Source organism: Pseudomonas sp. NFACC37-1, from assembly GCF_900101575.1.
Lineage (GTDB): Bacteria > Pseudomonadota > Gammaproteobacteria > Pseudomonadales > Pseudomonadaceae > Aquipseudomonas > Aquipseudomonas fluorescens_AA.
On the sequence record NZ_FMUZ01000053.1, the window covers coordinates 1 to 18,180 of the forward strand.

Sequence of the window (18,180 nt, forward strand, 5' to 3'; positions counted from 1 at the left end):
TCATCGCTTTTCTGGGCCTAGACCTGCGTATATCGGACTCAGGGAAAAAGAAGGGACGCCGCTGCCTGTCTAAGCGAGGTGACCCAGAGGCCCGTCGATTGATGCATAACGCCGCGATGTCGGCGAGGCGCACAGCGGCATGGAAGGGTTTTTATGAGGCACTAAGGGCCCGGGGACTCAGCACAACCGAAGCATTAGTGGCACTGGCCCGCAAGCTTGCCCGAGTGGTATTCGCCCTGCTGAAGAACCAGAGCGAATACTTACCGAAAGGCATTTAGGGGGTAGCCCTGCACCATAGAATCTCCCACATGGATTTTCGGCAGCCACAAAATGCACATACGCCGCAGAGCCCTGTGGGAGCGAGCTCGCTCGCGATGAGGCCTGCCCATCCACATCACCGCCAGCTGATACACCGCCTTCGCGAGTTCTCCCCTGGGCCGGCATTGCGGCTAATTCCGCTATCCTGAGCCACACGTTCATTCATCGAGCCTGTTCATGCTTGAAGTCCGCAATGTCTTTAAAAGCTACCTCACGCCCCAAGGCCCGTTACCGGTGCTGCAGGGCGTCGACCTGACCCTGATGCCCGGCAGCAGCCTGGCGCTGATGGGGGAGTCCGGCAGTGGCAAGAGCACCTTGTTGCACCTGGTCGCCGGGCTGGACAAGGTGGATCGCGGCAGCATCCGCAGTGGTGAATATCGGCTCGACGGCATGAGCGAAAGCCAGCTGGCGAACTGGCGACGCACGGAAATCGGCCTGGTGTTCCAGCAGTTCAACCTCATCAGCAGCTTGTCGGTGGAAGACAACCTGGCGTTCCAGGCGCGTCTGTGCGGCCGTCATGACGCGGCCTGGCAAGCCCATCTGGTGCAGCGGCTCGGGCTTGCGGCGTTGCTGCGGCGTTACCCTGAACAGCTTTCCGGCGGCCAGCAACAACGGGTGGCGCTGGGGCGGGCGCTGGCCTCGCGCCCGCCCTTGTTGCTGGCCGACGAACCCACCGGCAGCCTCGACGAAACCACCAGCGACGAAGTGCTGCAACTGTTGCTGGAACTGCTGGAGGGCAGCCCCACCAGTCTGCTGATGGTGACCCACAGTCCACGAGTGGCTGCTCGCCTGGCCCAACGCGTGGTGTTGCACGGCGGACGGTTGGCGCAGGTGGCCCAGGGGTGATGATTTTTCGCCAGACCCTCAAGGCCCTGCTCAGCCATTGGCGCCAACACCCGGTGCAATTCTTCAGCGTGCTGACCGGCCTCTGGCTCGCCACCAGCCTGCTCACCGGCGTGCAAGCGCTGAACAGTCAGGCCCGGGACAGTTACGCCCGGGCCAGCCAATTGATCGGCGGCGAACCCCAGGCCAGCCTCAATGCCCCCGGTGGCGGCACCTTCCCTCAGCAATGGTTTATCGATTTGCGGCGCCAGGGCTGGCCGGTGTCGCCGGTGTTGCAGGCTCGGGTGCTGCTCAAGGGGTACGAGGATCAGCGCCTGCAACTGATGGGCATCGAGCCGGTGTCGCTACCGCCCGGTGCGGCACTGGCGGGGCAAGCGCGGGACATGAGCGAGGTGGTCGAGTTTTTTACCGGCCCCGGTCGCACTTGGGTCGCCCCGCAGACCTTGCAGACCTTGGGGCTGGACGAGGGCGACCGGCCTCGTACAGTCGATGGGCAGCCGCTGCCGCCGCTGCATGTCCAAGTGGACATGGCGCCGGGCGTGCTGTTGATGGACATCGGTTTTGCCCAAGCCGTACTCGGGTTGCCGGACCAGCTATCGCGGCTGTTGTTGCCCGCCACATTCAGCGCCGCGTTGCCGGAGGCCTTCCGTGATCGGCTGCAATTGACGCGTGCCGATGAAGAAAACAACCTGTCGCGCCTGACCGAAAGTTTTCACTTGAACCTCGACGCCTTGGGGTTTTTATCGTTCGTGGTGGGGCTGTTCATCGTTCACGCCGCCATCGGCCTGGCCCTCGAGCAGCGTCGTAGCCTGCTGCGAACCCTGCGGGCCTGTGGCGTCAGTGCGCGGGTGCTGGTCACCAGTCTGGCGATTGAGCTGGGTGTGCTGGCCTTGCTGGGCGGGATCGCCGGGGTACTCAGCGGCTACTGGCTGGCGGGCCTGTTGTTGCCGGATGTCGCGGCGAGCCTGCGGGGTTTGTACGGCGCCGAAGTGGCCGGGCATTTGAATCTCAGCCTGGGGTGGTGGCTCAGCGGTGTCGGCTTGAGCCTGCTCGGCGCGTTGCTGGCCGGAGCCGACAGCCTGTTGCGGGCGGCGCGTTTGCCCTTGCTGGCGTTGGCCAATTCCCAGGCCTGGCATCAGGCCCATGGGCGCTGGCTGCGACGCCAGGGTTGGGTGGCGACAGGGGCGGCGTTGATTGCCGCTTCGGCGTTGGTCTGGGGCGATAGCCTGGCCAGCGGTTTTGTCCTGATGACCGCCTTGTTGCTGGGTGCGGCGCTGGCCTTGCCGGTGTTGCTCAGCAGTGCGCTGAAGCAGCTACTGCGCCGCAACCGCTCGGTGCTCGGGCAATGGTTTCTCGCCGATTGCCGCCAGCAATTGCCGACGCTGAGCCTGGCGCTGATGGCTTTGCTGCTGGCATTGGCGGCGAATATCGGTGCCGGCAGCATGACCGCCGGTTTCCGCCAGACCTTCAGTAACTGGCTCGAACAACGGCTGACCGCCGAGTTGTACATCAACCCGCAAACCCCGGCCCAGGCGGTAGAGTTGCACGCCTGGCTCAAGCAGCAACCGGCGATCACTGCCGTCGTGCCCATCTGGCAGGTATCGATCCCGCTGCAAGGCTGGCCGACGGATATCTACGGCATCATCGATCATCCCCACTATCGCCAGCATTGGCCGCTGTTGGAGTCGGCCGGTGACGAGCCTTGGGGGCAACTCATCCACGCCGACACGCTGATGCTCAGCGAACAGCTGGCCCGGCGCCTCAAGGCGAGGATTGGCGACCCGTTGACCATCCCGACACCCACCGGGCCGTGGACGTCGCGGGTCGTCGGGATCTATGCCGACTATGGCAACCCCAAGGGGCATGTGCTGGTCAATACCGATCATTTGCTGGCGCACTGGCCGAACCTGACGCCGAATCGCTTTAACCTGCGTATCGAGCCGTCCGCGATGGCTTCGATGCTGACGGCGTTGCAGAGCCGGTTCAGCCTGGACGACAGCCGCATCGTCGATCAGGCCCGGCTCAAGGGCTGGTCGACCCAGGTGTTCGAGCGCACCTTCGCCGCCACCGCCGCCCTTAACAGCCTGACCCTGGCGGTGGCGGGGGTGGCGTTGTTCATCAGCCTGCTGACCCAGAGCCAGAGTCGTCTCGGTCAGTTGGCGCCGCTGTGGGCACTGGGAGTGACGCGTCGGCAATTGATGTTGCTCAACCTCGGCCAGACCTGGTTGCTGGCGCTGCTGACCCTGGTCCTGGCCTTGCCGCTGGGCATTGCCCTGGCCTGGTGCCTGGACGCGGTGATCAATGTGCAGGCCTTCGGCTGGCGCCTGCCATTGCGGGTGTTCCCGTTGCAATTGGTGCAGTTGCTGGCCCTGGCGATGCTCGCCACGCTCCTGGCATCGGCCTGGCCGCTGTATGCGTTGTACCGCACGCAGCCGGCGGATCTGCTGAGGACCTTTGCCCATGAAGATTAAAATTGGCGTGTTGCTGCTGGCGCTGCTCAGCGGTTGTGATGACTCAGAGCCGCCTCAAAAGGGCTTTGCCGGCCTCGGCGACCAGGCCGTCGCGTTCACGCCTGTCGTGCCTGGGCGGGCGTTCAGTTTTCCGGCCGACCACGGCATTCATGACGGTTTCCGTATCGAGTGGTGGTACGTCACTGCCAACCTCAAGGATGCCCAGGGCCGGGATTTCGGTGTGCAATGGACGTTGTTTCGCAACGCCTTGGATGCCGCACCCCAGGCCAGCGGCTGGCGCAACCAGACGATCTGGCTCGGCCATGCGGCGGTCACTTCCGCCACTGTGCATCATGCCGCCGAGCGTTATGCCCGAGGCGGAGTGGGGCAGGCTGGGGTGCAGGCGGTGCCTTTCGATGCCTGGATCGACGACTGGCAATTCACCAGCCAGGCTGCTGCAGCCGAGCCGTTGGCGGACATGCAATTGAAGGCGCGCGACCGCCGCTTCAGCTATGCGTTGCGCCTGACGTCGAGCCGCCCGTTGGTGTTGCAGGGCGATCAAGGCTTCAGCCAGAAATCCGAACAGGGGCAGGCGTCGTACTATTACAGCCAGCCGTTTTTCCAGGCCAGCGGTGAATTGGAAATCGACGGTCAGCGTTACACGGTCAGCGGCCCGGCCTGGCTCGACCGCGAATGGAGCAGCCAGCCCTTGAGCGCCAACCAGACCGGCTGGGACTGGTTCTCCCTGCATCTGGACAATGGCGAACACCTGATGCTCTATCGCATGCGCCACAAGGACGGCGCGCCGTACCTCACGGGCACCTGGATCGATGCCCAGGGCCGGACGCAAACCCTGCACGCCGCACAGATCAGTCTCGTGCCTCTGGACACCACCCAGGTCGCCGGACGCTCGATGCCGGTACGCTGGGCCATCAAGATCCCCGGCAAACAACTCGATGTGACCCTTCAGGCACTCAACCCCAAGGCCTGGATGGACCTGCGCATTCCCTACTGGGAAGGCCCGGTACGACTCAGTGGCAACCAGGGCGGCACGGGTTACCTGGAAATGACCGGCTACTGAGAATCGTCGGAACTCCCTGGGAACGTCGACCCTCATAACTGATGAATGTCTCGCAGGAGCCCGCCATGAGCGATGACCTCAAACTTCCGTCGCTGGCCGACTGGCAGCAGTTGTTCGACGACAAGGCCTATTGGCAGCAGTCCCCCGATGCCCACTTCACCGAGCTGATGCGGGTGGCCAATGACCTGTTCGGCCGGGGCACCATCGACCTGGCGCGCTGGCAGGATTTGAAGAACCAGGCCGAGCAACTGCACCAGCGCTCTCCCGATGCCAATGTCGCTGAAGAAGTCGCCGACCCCGATGCCTGAATCCCGATATCCAAGGAGTTCGCCATGAAGCCCAACCCCGATCGAACCCCGTCCAACCCGGACGCGCCAGCATTGCCCGGTGAAGTGGAACGCGATAACGATGCCTTGCGACCCAATGACCCGGCCAAGCGTAAACAGCAACAGGGTGACCCTGAAGCGGGGGACACCGATGCGCAGAAAACCGGGCGGCGTGGCTGAAGTACGTCACGCCGGCTGGTCTTAAAAAGAGTTTTGTAATGCCAATTATTTTTCTGTACGGATGGCTTTTACATCTGTGCATGTTTTGTATAACTGTTTGTACAGTTATGCGTGTAGGAGCTGTGTAGGAGCTCCTACGCAGCGCCTACACAACCGGCATAGTTTCAATAATAAACAATTATTTAAACAGCCTCGCGGACATACTCTGAAAGTTCCATTATTATTGTGCCTGTTCGCCCAGTGTCAGGCTCTTTACCAGTGCATGGATTGCCGAGGCCGTCGCACTGGGCGAACACCTCTCGGTGTCAAGCAATCACTCATCATTTCAATGCGCATCGGCCAGTAGAACTGGCCGGTGCATGACGTTGCTTTCGAATTAACCGGAGGTCGGTGCACGCCAGTCATCGGTACCCACGGTGCCGCAGGCGATGTGCTCCCACCTGATCTTGCGAAACGAGAAATGTACATCTTGCAGGTGAGTGAAATGCGAATTCGCCGGGTCTTGGCAGTTATGCATGTAGTCCTTGATCTCGACGATGATCGCGTCCTCCAGTGTGGTGGTGTAGTAGTGCTGTTGGATGCCGGCGGCCGAAGTGCGGTACCACTTGATTTCAACTATGACCAGTAGTTCGGTGTCGGTCATCGCTCCCAGCAACAACGGCGAGGCCTTGTCGAACACTTTGGTGATGACCATGGGGCTGTGTATGCGCTGGCCGGTTGGCTGACCGGACTGAGGGTCGCGCGGGATGGATACGTTGTGTTGGAAGCCCTGCACCATGATCTGGTCTGTGTGACCTTCCTGATAGGTATTGCCCACCGAGTCGGCGGTAAACGCGCCGGCAGTAATCAGACCTTGTTTGGTGCCTACGATGGACATATATGCGGGGGTAGCCAAGGGATGCTCTCCTTCCTGGATAACGATAGGGCCTGGGACGGAAATCGCCCCGAGGTGGCCTGACGGTTATCAAGTGCTATGCCAGATTCAAAAAAACTATAAATATCAATAAGTTGATTTTAGCTAAGGCGGCTATTCCCTTCAGTTGGGCAACAAAGCGCACAAACGCTTGCCCGATGCATTGCAGATATTAACGGCCCACCCGGACGTCGCTCTACCCGGGCAGAATCACCGAGGAAGCGCGCTGCGCTGCGCGCCTGTCAGGCAACTTCTTGCCGTTTTATCCTTCGGCTTATGCCTACACGCCCAACGCAGCCCTGCACTCATCGATGGAGCGCTGTTGCGTCTGGGCGTACAGCCCCAGCTCATCGATGGTCGCTCGCCCCAGCGCCGCTTCGAAGGCCTGGCGGTTGGACTGCCCGGCATAATGGCTCTGGGCGGCATCGCCGAGGTTCGACTGGAAGATGCCGGCGGCGCTGACCGGCAGGAAGTCTTCGTACACCAAAGGCTCGGCGCGCAGGTATTGCTGTTCGAGCAAGTGTTCCAGGGACGCTGCTGGCTCGAGGGTGCCCTTGGCGGCGAGGCCTTTTGGTGTCGGGAAATAACGGAAATACGCCAATGCCTGTTGGCGCAACTCATCGTGGTTGTCCGGGAATGCGACAAAGTGTTCGGCCATCAACGCGTTGTAGCGTTCGGCGTTGGCTTCGTTGGGAAACGCCCCCAGCGCATCGCGTGCGGCGTTCAGCAATTGGTCGTAGAGCGCGCGGCCCTTGGGCGTGAGCGCCGCGCCGCGTTGTTCGATTTCGCCGAAGCGGGCGCTGTGACTGCCTTGGGCCTGTGGTTGGTCGGTGAAGGCGACGGGTTCGTCGAGTGCCTTGAAACTGGTCTGGCGCAGCAGGATCGGGCATTGGCGACGGGGTGGACCTTCGATCACGGCCTTGGGAGTAATGCCATGCACGGGCATCCGCGCCTGGACGATGTCGATGTCCAGGGTGCGCGGCGTCAGGTGATTGATGTGTGGGCCCTTGAACGCCACCACGTCGGCGATCAGGCGATGCTGGGCGCTCAGTTGCCGGTACTGTTCGGCGGTGACGGTGGCGCTGTGGTGCCAGCGGAAGGTTTCCAGGGCCTGCAGGACGAAGTCCTCGGCCTGGGCTTGCGTCAGGCCACCCTGGCGCTCGGCCAGGTCAATGAGCTCCAGGGCGGCGGGGGTGAAGATCTGCCGTTTGGCCAGCACCGACTCGGCAAAGGCCCGCAGCTCGGAATTCTCGATCAGTTCCAGGCGCAGCAGCGAGGTAAACACTCGGAACGGGCTCACCTGCAACGCGCTTTCATGCACGGCGCGAAACGCTGTGGAATGCACCGGCACCCCGGCCGGCGTGAGGTCGTAGTAGCCCACCGGCTGCATGCCCATGACCGCAAACAGTCGCCCCAGGGTCGCCAGTTCGGCGGCGGTGCCGACGCGAATCGCGCCGTGGCGTTCCAGGTCCAGGCGCTCGAGCTCGCCGGTGCTGCGCAGGTGTTCCGCCAGTTGCGGCTGTTCGGCCAGCACCTGGGCGTTGGTGTGTTCCACCAGCTTCATCAGGGCGCCATACAACGGCACCTCGTCGCGGTACATGTCGGACATCGCTCTGGAGAAGCGTTGGCGGATCAGGTCGGGGCTGACGAAGCTCATCGTGAGAATTCCTGGCGAGGGCTGTGGGAAAGTTGAACGAAAGATCGCAGCCTTCGCCGGCCCCGGCAAACGAAGAATCTTCAGGACTTCATTCTGCCAGGGACTGATCCACCAGCTCGATCCAGTGCCGCACGGGCGTGCGACCGGCGCCGTCGAGGTGGTTCTGGCAGCCAACGTTGGCCGTGACGATCATCTCCGGCTGGCCGCTTTCCAGGGCATTGAGGCGGTTGTCGCGTAACTGCCGCGCCAAGGCCGGCTGGGTCAGCGAATAGGTGCCGGCCGAACCGCAACACAAATGGCCGTCGGGCACCTCGGTGAGGTTGAAACCCAGCCGCGTCAACAGTGCTTCGATGCTGCCGCCGAGTTTTTGCGCGTGCTGCAAGGTGCAGGGGCAATGGACGGCGATGCGCTGGTTCCTGGCCGCGCAGATCTGTTCCAGCGGTTCGTTGCCGAGCACTTGCACCAGGTCCAGCGCTCGTTCGCTTACCTGCTTGGCCTTGGCGGCATAGGCAGAGTCATGTTCCAGCAGGTGCCCGTAGTCCTTGATGAAGGCGCCGCAACCGCTGGCGGTCTGGACGATGGCTTCGGCGCCGTGCTCCAAGTGCGGCCACCAGGCGTCGATGTTCTGTCGGGCGCGGTCCAGTCCGGTGGCCTGGGCATCGAGGTGATAATCCAGCGCACCGCAGCAGCCGGCCAGCGCACAAGGGATCACGCTGATGCCGAGTCGATCCAGCACTCGCGCTGCCGAGGTGTTGGTGTTGGGCGACAGGCCCGGTTGCACGCAGCCTTCGAGCATTAACACCTTCCGCCCATGGCGCAGCGGTGGGCGGTCGTTGTGGGATGGGGTGGTGTGGGGCAACTTGGCGCTCAGGTTCGTCGGCAGCAACGGACGGAAGACCGCGCCGAGGCGCAGCAGGGTCTTGAACCGTTCGGGACTGACGGCCAGGCTGCGCAACCCCAGGCGCAGTGCGCGTTGGCCGGCGGGGCGCGGCACGGCTTGGTCGACCACCGCTCGGCCGATATCCAGCAGGTTGTGGTAATCCACGCCGGACGGGCAGGTGGTCTCGCAGTTGCGACACGACAGGCAGCGATCCAGGTGCAACTGGGTGCTGGCTGTCGCCGGCTGGCCTTCGAGCACTTGCTTGATCAGGTAGATGCGGCCTCGCGGGCCGTCCAGTTCATCGCCAAGCAATTGGTAGGTGGGGCAGGTGGCATTGCAGAAACCGCAATGCACGCAACTGCGCAGGATCCGTTCGGCTTCTTCGGCCCGGGGCAGGTTTTTGCTTTGCTCACTGAACCGAGTCTGCATGCTAGAGCTCCGGGTACATTCGACCAGGGTTGAACAGTCCCAGGGGGTCGAGCTGGGCCTTGAGTTGCCGGTGATAACGTAGCAGCGCCGGGGCCAGTGGCTGGAACGGTGTGTCGCTGGCACCCTGGCGATAGCAGGTGGCATGGCCGCCCACTTCATGGGCCAGGGCTTGCACTGTGCCGGCCTCGGTTTTCAACCAGCGTTGCGCGCCACCCCAATCGATCAGTTGAGCGCCGGGCAGGGTGAGGGGGCCGGTGTGGTTGGGCAATGACAGGCGCCACAGCGGCAAGCCTTCGTCGAAAAATGCCAACCGATGTTCATTCAGTGCCGTCCAGTATCGATCGTCGATCACCTCGCCACCAAAACGTTGATGAGCGGCGCTGACCGAGCCTTCGCCCCCCTCCAGGCGCAGGTGCAGGCAGTCGCCGTCATGGCTGGCGGCGCTGATGGGCAGGGGCTGGCGGCCCCATTCGGCGAGTGTCTCCAAGGCTTCGGCGCTGCCCAGTTCCAGACGGATGCTCAGGCTGTGCCGGGGCTTGGGCAGGACCTTCAAGGACACTTCGGTAATCACCCCCAGGCAACCGAAACTTCCGGCCAGCAGGCGCGAGAGATCATAGCCGGCGACATTCTTCATCACCTCACCGCCGAAGCGCAGCACGGTGCCGTGGCCGCTGATCAGGCGCGTACCCAGGACGAAGTCGCGCACCGAACCCGCCCAGGGGCGACGCGGCCCCGACAGCCCGGCGGCGACCATGCCGCCGACCGTGGCGTCGTCGCCGAACGCCGGCGGTTCGCAGGGCAGGCGTTGCCCGGCGGCCTCCAGGGCGGCGAGCAGTTCCCGCAGCGGGGTGCCGGCCCGCGCCGTGATGACCAGCTCGGTGGGGTCGTAATGGACGATGCCACGGTGCACGCGGGTGTCCAGTACTTCGCCGGCCACTTCCCGCCCCAGGAACGCCTTGCTGTTCGAACCCTGGATGCGCAACGGCGTGGCGTTGGCTCGTGCGCGATTGACCTGTTTGAGCAGCAGGTCGCTGGCGTCCTGGTCGGCTTCGCGGCTCATCAGAAACGCTCCAGTTCGGGAAACGGCAACTGCCCGCCATGGATGTGCATGGCACCGAACTCGGCGCAGCGGTGCAGGGTCGGGATGTTCTTGCCGGGGTTGAGCAGGCCTTGGGGATCGAACGCCGCTTTTACCGCGTGGAACAGGTTCAGTTCTTCGCTGTTGAACTGCGTGCACATCTGATTGATTTTTTCCCGGCCAACCCCGTGCTCGCCGGTGATGCTGCCGCCTACCTGGACACACAGTTCGAGGATTTTCCCACCCAGGGTTTCGGCGCGCTCCAGTTCGCCGGGCTGGTTGGCATCGAACAGGATCAGTGGGTGCATGTTGCCGTCGCCGGCGTGAAATACATTGGCGACCCGCAGGCCGTACTCGGCACCCAGGCTGGCGATGCGCTGCAGCACTTCGGGCAGGGCGCGTCGGGGGATGGTGCCGTCCATGCAGTAATAATCCGGCGCCAGGCGCCCCACCGCCGGGAAGGCGTTCTTGCGTCCGGCCCAGAACCGCAGTCGCTCGGCTTCGTCCCGCGCCTGGCGCACCTCGGTGGCCCCGGCCTGCTCCAACACTTGACGGACCCGTTCGCAGTCGTCATGGACATCGGCCTCGACCCCGTCCAGTTCGCACAGCAGGATCGCTTCGGCGTCCACCGGATAGCCGGCGTGGATGAAGTCCTCGGCGGCGCGGATCGCCAGGTTGTCCATCATTTCCAGGCCACCGGGAATGATGCCGGCGGCGATGATGTCGGCCACCGCCCGCCCGGCCTTGTCCACCGAATCGAAACTGGCCAGCAGCACCTTGGCGACCTGGGGCCGGGGCAGCAGCTTGACCGTCACTTCGGTGATCACCCCGAGCAAGCCTTCGGAGCCGGTGAACAGTGCCAGCAAGTCCAGGCCCGGCGAATCCAGGGCTTCGCTGCCCAGGGTCAGGCGTTCGCCTTCGACGGTGAGGATTTCCAGCTTCAACAGGTTGTGCACCGTCAGGCCGTACTTGAGGCAGTGCACGCCGCCGGCATTTTCCGCAACATTGCCACCAATGGAACATGCGATCTGGGACGAAGGGTCCGGCGCGTAATACAGCCCGAACGGCGCCGCTGCCTGGGAGATCGCCAGGTTGCGCACACCCGGCTGAAGCCGTGCGGTGCGGGCGTCGGGGTCGATGTGCAGGATCTGGTTGAATCGCGCCATCACCAGCAACACACCACTGGCCAGGGGCAGGGCACCGCCGGACAGACCGGTCCCGGCGCCCCTGGCGACCACCGGGACGTTCTGTTCATGGCAGAGCTTGAGCAGCGCTTGCACCTGCTCGACCCGCCTGGGCAAGACCACCAGCAGGGGTGTGGTGCGATAGGCCGACAAGCCATCGCACTCATAGGGCTTGAGGTCTTGCTCCTGGTGCAGGATGTCCAGGTCTGGAATCTGTGCCTGGAAGGCTCGCAGCAGGGCTTGTTTGTCCACCTTCGGCAAAGGGCCGTCGAGGTGTTCGTCGTAGAGGATGTTCATGAAATCGATACCCCTCGGTCGGCCACGAATCCTTGTGGGAGCGAGCTTGCTCGCGATGGCGGTGGGTCAGCGTGCCCCAATGTTGAATGTGTCGCCGCTATCGCGAGCAAGCTCGCTCCCACCTTGGGTTCATGTTGTTTTATACATCGCCGTTACTGCCCCAACCCCTTGAGAAAACCACGGTACAGCGCAGCGGTTTTCCCCGGTTGCTCGATCATCGGCAAGTGGCCGATCCCGTCCCAGATTTCCACGCGCAAGTCCGCGATGCCCTTGCTCCACACCGGCACGCTGCTGACATCGATCACCCGGTCCTGGCGGCCCCAGAGCAGCAGCGAAGGGGCGCGAATGTCGGTCAGGTGGGGCTCCATCGACGGGCTGGCGCGAAAGTCGGCGTAGATCTCCGCCAGTTCTTCGCGGTGTTGTACATAACGCTCGGCCACAGCCGCCATCACCATGCCCGGTACCCACGGCGGCGAGGCCATGGTCATGGCATAGAACGGCATGAACTCCTCCTGCGAATGCACCAGGGACGGGTTACGACCGGCGGCCAGTTGGCGGTCCATGTCGCTGGGCTGGGGGGAGGTGACGCCGGCCGGATTGAGCAGCGCCAGGGTCAGCACGCGGTCAGGCGAAGTGGCCGCCAGCCACGCGGCGAGATGGCCCCCCATGGAATTGCCGATCACATGGACCTTGTCCAGGCCGCAGGCGTCGAGCAACTCGATGATCCGCCGGGCCTGGGTCGGGATGTCGTAGCCGCCGCCGGCCTTGAAGCCGGTTTCGCCATGGCCGGGAAGGTCAGGGATCACCACCCGGTAATCACCGACAAAATGCCGGGCAACACGCAACCAGAGGTTCTTGTCGCCGCTGTAGCCGTGCAGCATCAGGATGCTGGTGGACGCTTCATAAGGCCCGCCCTGCCAGGTCGACACGGTCATTTCGCTGATGGGCACGGTGATTTTGCGTAACCGGTAAAGGCGTGCCTCCAAGGCCATGCTCATGTCGTAGATCACATGGCCGATGCCGGGATACGTCAACCAGCTCCAGGCGATAAGTACAGCAAGAACTACCCACAACACCAGCATGTTTTGCCCTCCATGGGCTGCGACAGAATGTGTTCAAACGGATCAAGTCGGTAATAAGTGAAGCTTAAATCCGGGACATCGTTACTCTGGGGCCTCCTTTCGAAGGCTTACGGATTTCCTTGTCATGTATAGCCAAAATCCCATCAGAGTCTCGCATTTGAATGTGAATAAATACCCCTGCATCAGTGGTGGCTATTTGATGCCGCCCTGATAGACTCCAGACAACCCCATCCCGATGACTCGGGAACCCGCGGTGCAGAGGCGTCCATGCAAAAACCGGGAAAAAAGGGACTGTCGTTGGCCAGGAGGCTCTATGTATCGCGCACCCTGGGCCTGACGCTGGGGTTGCTGCTGGTCAGCGCCGCGCTTTATCCTCTCGACCCGGCACCCTGGGTCTGGGGCTTGATGCTGTTCAACGGCCTGCTCTGGCCGCACCTGTCTTATTGGTGGGCCCGTCGCAGCGCGGTGCCGTACCACGCCGAACACCGCAATCTGCTGATCGATGCCTTTCTCGGCGGCTTCTGGGTCGTGGCGATGCAATTCAACCCGCTGCCCACGGCCGTCACGCTGGCGATGATGGCGATGAACAACGTCGCCCTTGGTGGCCTGCGTTTCCTGCTCGCGGGGGTGATGGCGCAGGCGGCAGGCATCGCCGTGGGCACGGTCATCTTCCCGCTGACCACCGTGCCCATGACCAGCCCGGCGCAGATCTACGCGTGTCTGCCACTGCTGTGCCTGTATCCGATGGCTCTGGGTTGGATCTGCTTTCGCCAGGCCTACACCCTGGGCCGGCAAAAACGTGAATTGCTGGCCCTGAGTCGTACCGACAGCCTGACCGGGTTGCTGAACCATGGCGCCTGGAAAGATCGTCTCAACGAGGAATTCCAGCGTTGCGTGCGCCAACCTGCGGACGGGACGCCCCGTGGCGCGATTGCATTGATCGACATCGACCATTTCAAGGTCGTCAATGACACCTACGGCCACGGGGCTGGCGACATCGTGCTGCGTCAGCTCGGCAAGCTGCTCAGGCAGAACCTGCGTACCGCCGACGTTGTCGGGCGTTATGGTGGTGACGAGTTTGGCGTGATTTTACCGGACCTGACCCAACACAACGCGGTGCAGGCCATGGACGGTTTGCGTGAGCGCTTCGCGACCCTCAGCTACGAGCGGGACCCGGCGCTGAAGGTGAGCCTGAGTATTGGCGTCGCGATCTTCAATCCTGCTTATGCCGACGCGACCCTCTGGCTCAACGATGCAGACCAGGCGCTGTACGAAGCCAAGACCAGCGGGCGTAACCGGGTCATTTGCCACCGTCATCGACCGGTGTTGGAAGCGTCGGCCGTTTCTGTCTGAGATGGCCTCTTGCTGCCTGGAGCCTTGGTTCATTGTCGGGTAGGGTGCCCATGGCACTCTCTCGATACGGAACAAGGATGAAATCATGACGATGACCGCTGTTCGCTCCCGTCTGGCCGTCAGCCTCGGCCTGAGCCTGGCCCTTGGCGCCTTCACCTCCATGGCCTTTGCCCAACCCCATCAACAAATCCTGACCGATGCGCAGCAGTACAAGGGCGAGGCCCTGAAGTTGCTGGAGCGGCTGGTGAATATCGACTCCGGTTCCGGGTATGTGCCGGGGCTGACCCAGGTCGGCGACATTGCCATCGACGAACTGAAAAAGTTGGGCGCGACCATTGAGAAGGTGCCGAACTCGGACGGTACCCAGCACATCCTGGCGACCCTCAAGGGCACCGGTAAGGCAAAAATCCTGCTGATGGCCCACATGGACACGGTGTTCAAGGAGGGCTCGGCCGCCGAACGCCCGTTCCATATCAAGGATGGCCGTGCCTACGGGCCGGGAGTGATGGACGACAAGGGCGGCATCGTCGCGGGGATCTACGCCTTGAAGGTGCTCAAGAACCTGGACTTCAAGAACTACGCGCAGATTACTTTCCTGCTCGACGCCAGCGAAGAAACCGGCTCGGACGCCGCCACCGACCTGATCAAGAAAACCGCCAAGGCCCATGACGTGACCCTCAACCTCGAACCGGGTCGCCCGGCCGACGGCCTGGTGGTCTGGCGCAAGGGCAGTGCCACGGCGCTGGTGGAGGTCAAGGGCAAAGCGTCCCACGCCGGCGTCGCGCCGGAACTGGGGCGCAATGCGGCGATGGAAGCCGCGCACCAGATCTTGCAACTGGGCAAGCTCGGCGACGCGGAAAAGAAAACCACCATCAACTTCACGGTGATCAACGCTGGTGACCGGACCAACGTGATTCCCGACCAGGCGAGCGCCAAGGCTGACGTGCGGGCGGCGGTGCCGGAAGAATTCGACCGCATCGAAAAAGACCTGGCACGGGTCTCGCAGGACAAGCTGATCGCTGACACTGAAGTCACCACCCGTCTCAAGCGCGGCCTGCCACCGATGCCCCAGACGGCGGAGTCGGACCGGTTGATGGCCATGGCCCAAGGCATCTATGGCGAACTGGGGCGCAAACTCACCGAGGAAGGCAGCGGCGGCGCGGCGGATGCCAGCCTCTCGGCCGGTGTCGGCACGCCGACGCTGGATGGCTTTGGCATCGTTGGCGGCAACATTCATACGCCGGAGGAATATGCGGAAGTCGAGAGCGTGGTGCCGCGGATTTACCTGTTGTCGCGGATGATCATGGAGTTGGCTAATCGATAGCATTCAGCCCTGCAAACAACCTGCGGCAAGGACAAACTCCTGTGGCGAGGGGATTTATCCCCGTTGGGCTGCGCAGCAGCCCCACACCAGACACCACGGAAAAACAGATGAACCGCGCAAGCCGGATTACGACTGCTGCGCAGCCGAGCGGGGATAAATCCCCTCGCCACAAAACCTCGTTTCGCATTGGCCTCTGGAATGTTACCCAGAGGCCAATTTCGTTCGGTGAATCGGTTAGCGCGCGTCGACGTCGTCCGGCGCGCGGTTTGCCAACTGTCCACTCAATTCGATCAATTGCTGGATGCCCAGGGCAATATGGCGCCTCGAGCCTTCCAGGTCGAAGGCCAGGTCGCCGAGCATGGCGTTGGCCGAGGCCAGGGTTTCGCTGAGGTTGGCGAGCAGGGATTCGGTGTCGACACCGTTTATGACAGTGAAGAGTTGGCCGGGATCAGCCTCGGCTTTGGTGGTCTTGGGCTTGAGGTAGTAGTCGAGGACGCGGTCGGCGGCTTTGTCGAACGCTTTTGATGTGGGATCGGTATCCGATGGATTCGGTGTTGGTTTGAACATGGATGAAACTCCTTGGTAACTGGAGCCGCAACCTTTTGCTACCAAACATTAGGTGGCGGCTATACGCAGGTTGGTAGACCGGGTACCAAGGCAAACCCAGCGCGCCACAAGGGCGCCCCGCGCACAGCCGCCATAATAAATGCCGGAGCTGTGCGCCTTAGTTTTACCCGGGCTACCAAACCCGATCGCTGATTTTCAGCGACTGGAGAACAGTAAAGCCCGGTCCTAAGGCGCACAAGCCGGCGGATTCTGGCGTAGTTGTAGGCAATGGCGCAAGGCGACGGAGCTTGGTCCTACGCCGAAGCCAGCGCGATAAACGCTGAGCTTTTGTGGCGCTTGACGGGTTCAGTACACCCAGACCTCCACCCGCCGATTCCGAACCCTGCCTTCATCCTCGCTATTGGCCGCCACCGGCATCAAGGCGCCGAACCCTCGCACTTCCCGCAACGCCACGCCGTATTTGACCAGTTCACGGCGCACCGCCATGGCCCGCAGTTTGGACAGCAGGTCGGCCCGCGCCGGGTCATCCTTGGCGTCGCCAAAACCTACCAGGGTCACGCGTCGGTCGGCTTTGCCGTGCTGCTTTATATAGTCGAGCACGCGGCTCAGGTCCTGGTGGGCCTTGTTGTCCAGGCTGGCGCTGCCTTCTTCGAAGCGGAAATTGACGGTCAAGCGTTGGGCGTGGCGGCTCAAGGCCTGGTAACCCTCGGGCATCAATGCATTGGGTGTGACGGCCATGGCCTGGACGGTCTGGGCGATAAACCCGTTCGCTGCGACGATGGCCTGGCCTTTGTCACTTTGGGTGAACTCGACCAGTGCCGTGGCCCACGGGTTGGTGCCCCAGGGGGGCAAATAGAAGAACAGGCGCCGGGAGAGTGGGTAGTCTTCGGTGGCGATCAGGTGGTTGAGCGGCAGCATGGGTTGGGAAGCGCCGTCGACAATGGCCAGCGCCTTGGCCTGGCGCACGTAGGGCAAACCGATGAAGCCGATGCCTTGCGGGTCCTGGCTGACAGCGTCGGACAACTGTTCGCTCGACTCGAAGCGCCGAGCGGCAGGATCCAGCCGTTTTCCCTGTCGGCTGAGGACCAGTTCCTTGAAGGTGTCGTAGGTGCCGGACTGTTCATCCCGGGCATACAAATGAATCGGCCCGCCCGTTCCGCCGACGGCCTCCCAGGTTTTTGCCTCGCCGCTGAATATCCGCGCCAGTTGCACGGTATCGAGTTGGTGCAGCGGGTTGGAGGAATGAAGGATGATCGCCAGACCATCAATGGCGATGACCTGCTCGGCGGCAGGACTTTTCAGGTCGCCCAGGGACGACAATTCCTTCAGTTCACTGTCCTTGATCGGCCGGGAAGAGGCCGCCAGGTCGGCGCTGGCCTGCTTGAGGGCGGCGAAACCGGTGCTGGAGCCGTGGGCCGCGATGTCGACTTCCACCCGTCGGCCATCGGCGGTCTGGCCAACGATACGTTGCTCGTTGTCGCGCCCGGTGATTTCGCTGCTGACCCTGAGCAGGCCCTGATCTTCCATCAACCCTCTGACCAGGGCCGGCCCCAGCGCCGCGCCGATGGTATTGGAGCCCTGGAGGCGCAAGACTGGGCCCTGTTGGGGAATGGGCAAATTGCCGGCCCATGCCACGAACGGTAGCCAGAGGCCCATGAAAACCACAACACACAGCCGCATGCCGGCACCTTCTGAACCCGAGGAAGTGCCGGAAGATTAAGTCAGTCAGGTTACTGAAAGGTGACAGGGGTGCGACGGAGCACCGAAATCCAATGTGGGAGCGAGCTTGCTCGCGATGGCGGCAGCACATTCAAGATCAAATGTGACAGCTGGATCGCTATCGCGAGCAAGCTCGCTCCCACATCTATGGTCCTCTCAGTTTCTGCAATACTGAATTTGGATGCGTGATTGGCTTGCCGCAATCTATTCGGCGTCGAAAAGATAAATTCGCGCCGCGATGAAAATCGCGCCTGACAGTCCTGATTAGGGTAGATCGGCTTTAGAGCCGTGTGGGAGCCCAGGTTTTCTGTCAGGTCGGTAGGCCGTTTACGTCATCTGTTATCCAGCATCGCAAAACCAGGTGGGTGGTGCTCGGTAACGCAGGGTCAAGCGTTCTGTGCGCTTGGCCCTGCCTCATATATTCCATGGGTATGCGCTAAGGCCCAGGCTATGCGCGCCAGTTTGTTCGCCAACGCGCACACCACAACATTGCGATGGT

General features: G+C 62.6%; 16 protein-coding genes and 1 pseudogene. 8 read left to right on the top strand and 9 right to left on the bottom strand.

Translation table 11 applies throughout. The features are described from left to right. From BLP82_RS28765 to BLP82_RS31315, 6 genes are all read left to right on the top strand, one after another. The coding region (locus tag BLP82_RS28765; RefSeq protein WP_139197984.1) for a transposase at positions 1-278 on the top strand (278 nt) is incomplete at its 5' end. A 217-nt stretch (positions 279-495) separates the two neighbouring features. Beyond that, positions 496-1,164, top strand: a complete 669-nt coding sequence (locus tag BLP82_RS28770) for an ABC transporter ATP-binding protein (RefSeq protein WP_092176618.1) — start codon at positions 496-498, stop codon at positions 1,162-1,164. Then, on the top strand, positions 1,161-3,632 hold the full coding sequence (locus BLP82_RS28775) for an ABC transporter permease (protein WP_092176623.1): 2,472 nt from the start codon (positions 1,161-1,163) through the stop codon (positions 3,630-3,632). The genes BLP82_RS28770 and BLP82_RS28775 overlap by 4 nt, the downstream gene beginning before the upstream one ends. After that, entirely contained in the window at positions 3,622-4,692 is a 1,071-nt protein-coding gene (locus BLP82_RS28780) for a lipocalin-like domain-containing protein (protein WP_092176628.1), read from the top strand. The genes BLP82_RS28775 and BLP82_RS28780 overlap by 11 nt, the downstream gene beginning before the upstream one ends. Positions 4,693-4,757: 65 nt before the next feature. Continuing rightward, positions 4,758-5,000 (top strand): hypothetical protein, encoded by a 243-nt coding sequence (locus tag BLP82_RS28785; RefSeq protein ID WP_092176632.1) that lies wholly within the window; start codon positions 4,758-4,760, stop codon positions 4,998-5,000. Positions 5,001-5,024: 24 nt separating this feature from the next. Further along, positions 5,025-5,198 (top strand): hypothetical protein, encoded by a 174-nt coding sequence (locus tag BLP82_RS31315; RefSeq protein ID WP_170842395.1) that lies wholly within the window; start codon positions 5,025-5,027, stop codon positions 5,196-5,198. Between the two features lie 376 nt (positions 5,199-5,574). On the opposite strand, the gene BLP82_RS28790 is transcribed toward BLP82_RS31315, so the two are convergent. The 6 genes from BLP82_RS28790 to BLP82_RS28815 all read right to left on the bottom strand — a co-directional run bounded on the left by BLP82_RS28790 (position 5,575) and on the right by BLP82_RS28815 (position 12,718). Then, positions 5,575-6,093: an Hcp family type VI secretion system effector gene (locus BLP82_RS28790; protein ID WP_092176637.1), complete on the bottom strand. Its 519-nt coding sequence runs from the start codon at positions 6,091-6,093 to the stop codon at positions 5,575-5,577. Positions 6,094-6,391: 298 nt separating this feature from the next. Then, positions 6,392-7,768, bottom strand: a complete 1,377-nt coding sequence (locus BLP82_RS28795) for a 2-oxoadipate dioxygenase/decarboxylase HglS (protein WP_092176641.1) — start codon at positions 7,766-7,768, stop codon at positions 6,392-6,394. An 88-nt stretch (positions 7,769-7,856) separates the two neighbouring features. Next, the gene (gene glcF, locus BLP82_RS28800; protein WP_092176646.1) at positions 7,857-9,077 is read right to left on the bottom strand and encodes a glycolate oxidase subunit GlcF; all 1,221 of its coding nucleotides are present in this window, start codon (positions 9,075-9,077) and stop codon (positions 7,857-7,859) included. A gap of 1 nt (position 9,078) precedes the next feature. After that, entirely contained in the window at positions 9,079-10,137 is a 1,059-nt protein-coding gene (gene glcE / locus BLP82_RS28805; RefSeq protein ID WP_092176650.1) for a glycolate oxidase subunit GlcE, read from the bottom strand. Then, positions 10,137-11,636, bottom strand: a complete 1,500-nt coding sequence (gene glcD, locus BLP82_RS28810) for a glycolate oxidase subunit GlcD (protein WP_092176655.1) — start codon at positions 11,634-11,636, stop codon at positions 10,137-10,139. Before glcD ends, glcE begins: the two co-directional genes overlap by 1 nt. Positions 11,637-11,788: 152 nt before the next feature. After that, positions 11,789-12,718, bottom strand: a complete 930-nt coding sequence (locus BLP82_RS28815; protein WP_092176660.1) for an alpha/beta fold hydrolase — start codon at positions 12,716-12,718, stop codon at positions 11,789-11,791. A gap of 267 nt (positions 12,719-12,985) precedes the next feature. Between BLP82_RS28815 and BLP82_RS28820 the strand changes: the two genes are divergently transcribed. Both BLP82_RS28820 and BLP82_RS28825 read left to right on the top strand, forming a co-directional pair. After that, positions 12,986-14,071 (top strand): diguanylate cyclase, encoded by a 1,086-nt coding sequence (locus BLP82_RS28820; RefSeq protein WP_092176663.1) that lies wholly within the window; start codon positions 12,986-12,988, stop codon positions 14,069-14,071. Between the two features lie 85 nt (positions 14,072-14,156). After that, positions 14,157-15,395, top strand: a complete 1,239-nt coding sequence (locus BLP82_RS28825) for a M20/M25/M40 family metallo-hydrolase (RefSeq protein WP_092176668.1) — start codon at positions 14,157-14,159, stop codon at positions 15,393-15,395. A 234-nt stretch (positions 15,396-15,629) separates the two neighbouring features. Here the strand turns inward: BLP82_RS28825 and BLP82_RS28830 are convergent, their stop codons facing one another. From BLP82_RS28830 to BLP82_RS31795, 3 genes and pseudogenes are all read right to left on the bottom strand, one after another. Next, on the bottom strand, positions 15,630-15,962 hold the full coding sequence (locus BLP82_RS28830; protein WP_092176672.1) for a DUF6124 family protein: 333 nt from the start codon (positions 15,960-15,962) through the stop codon (positions 15,630-15,632). Between the two features lie 345 nt (positions 15,963-16,307). Then, positions 16,308-17,642 (bottom strand): substrate-binding domain-containing protein, encoded by a 1,335-nt coding sequence (locus BLP82_RS28835; RefSeq protein ID WP_092176677.1) that lies wholly within the window; start codon positions 17,640-17,642, stop codon positions 16,308-16,310. A 425-nt stretch (positions 17,643-18,067) separates the two neighbouring features. Then, positions 18,068-18,180, bottom strand: a pseudogene (locus BLP82_RS31795) (IS110 family transposase); the annotation flags it as partial.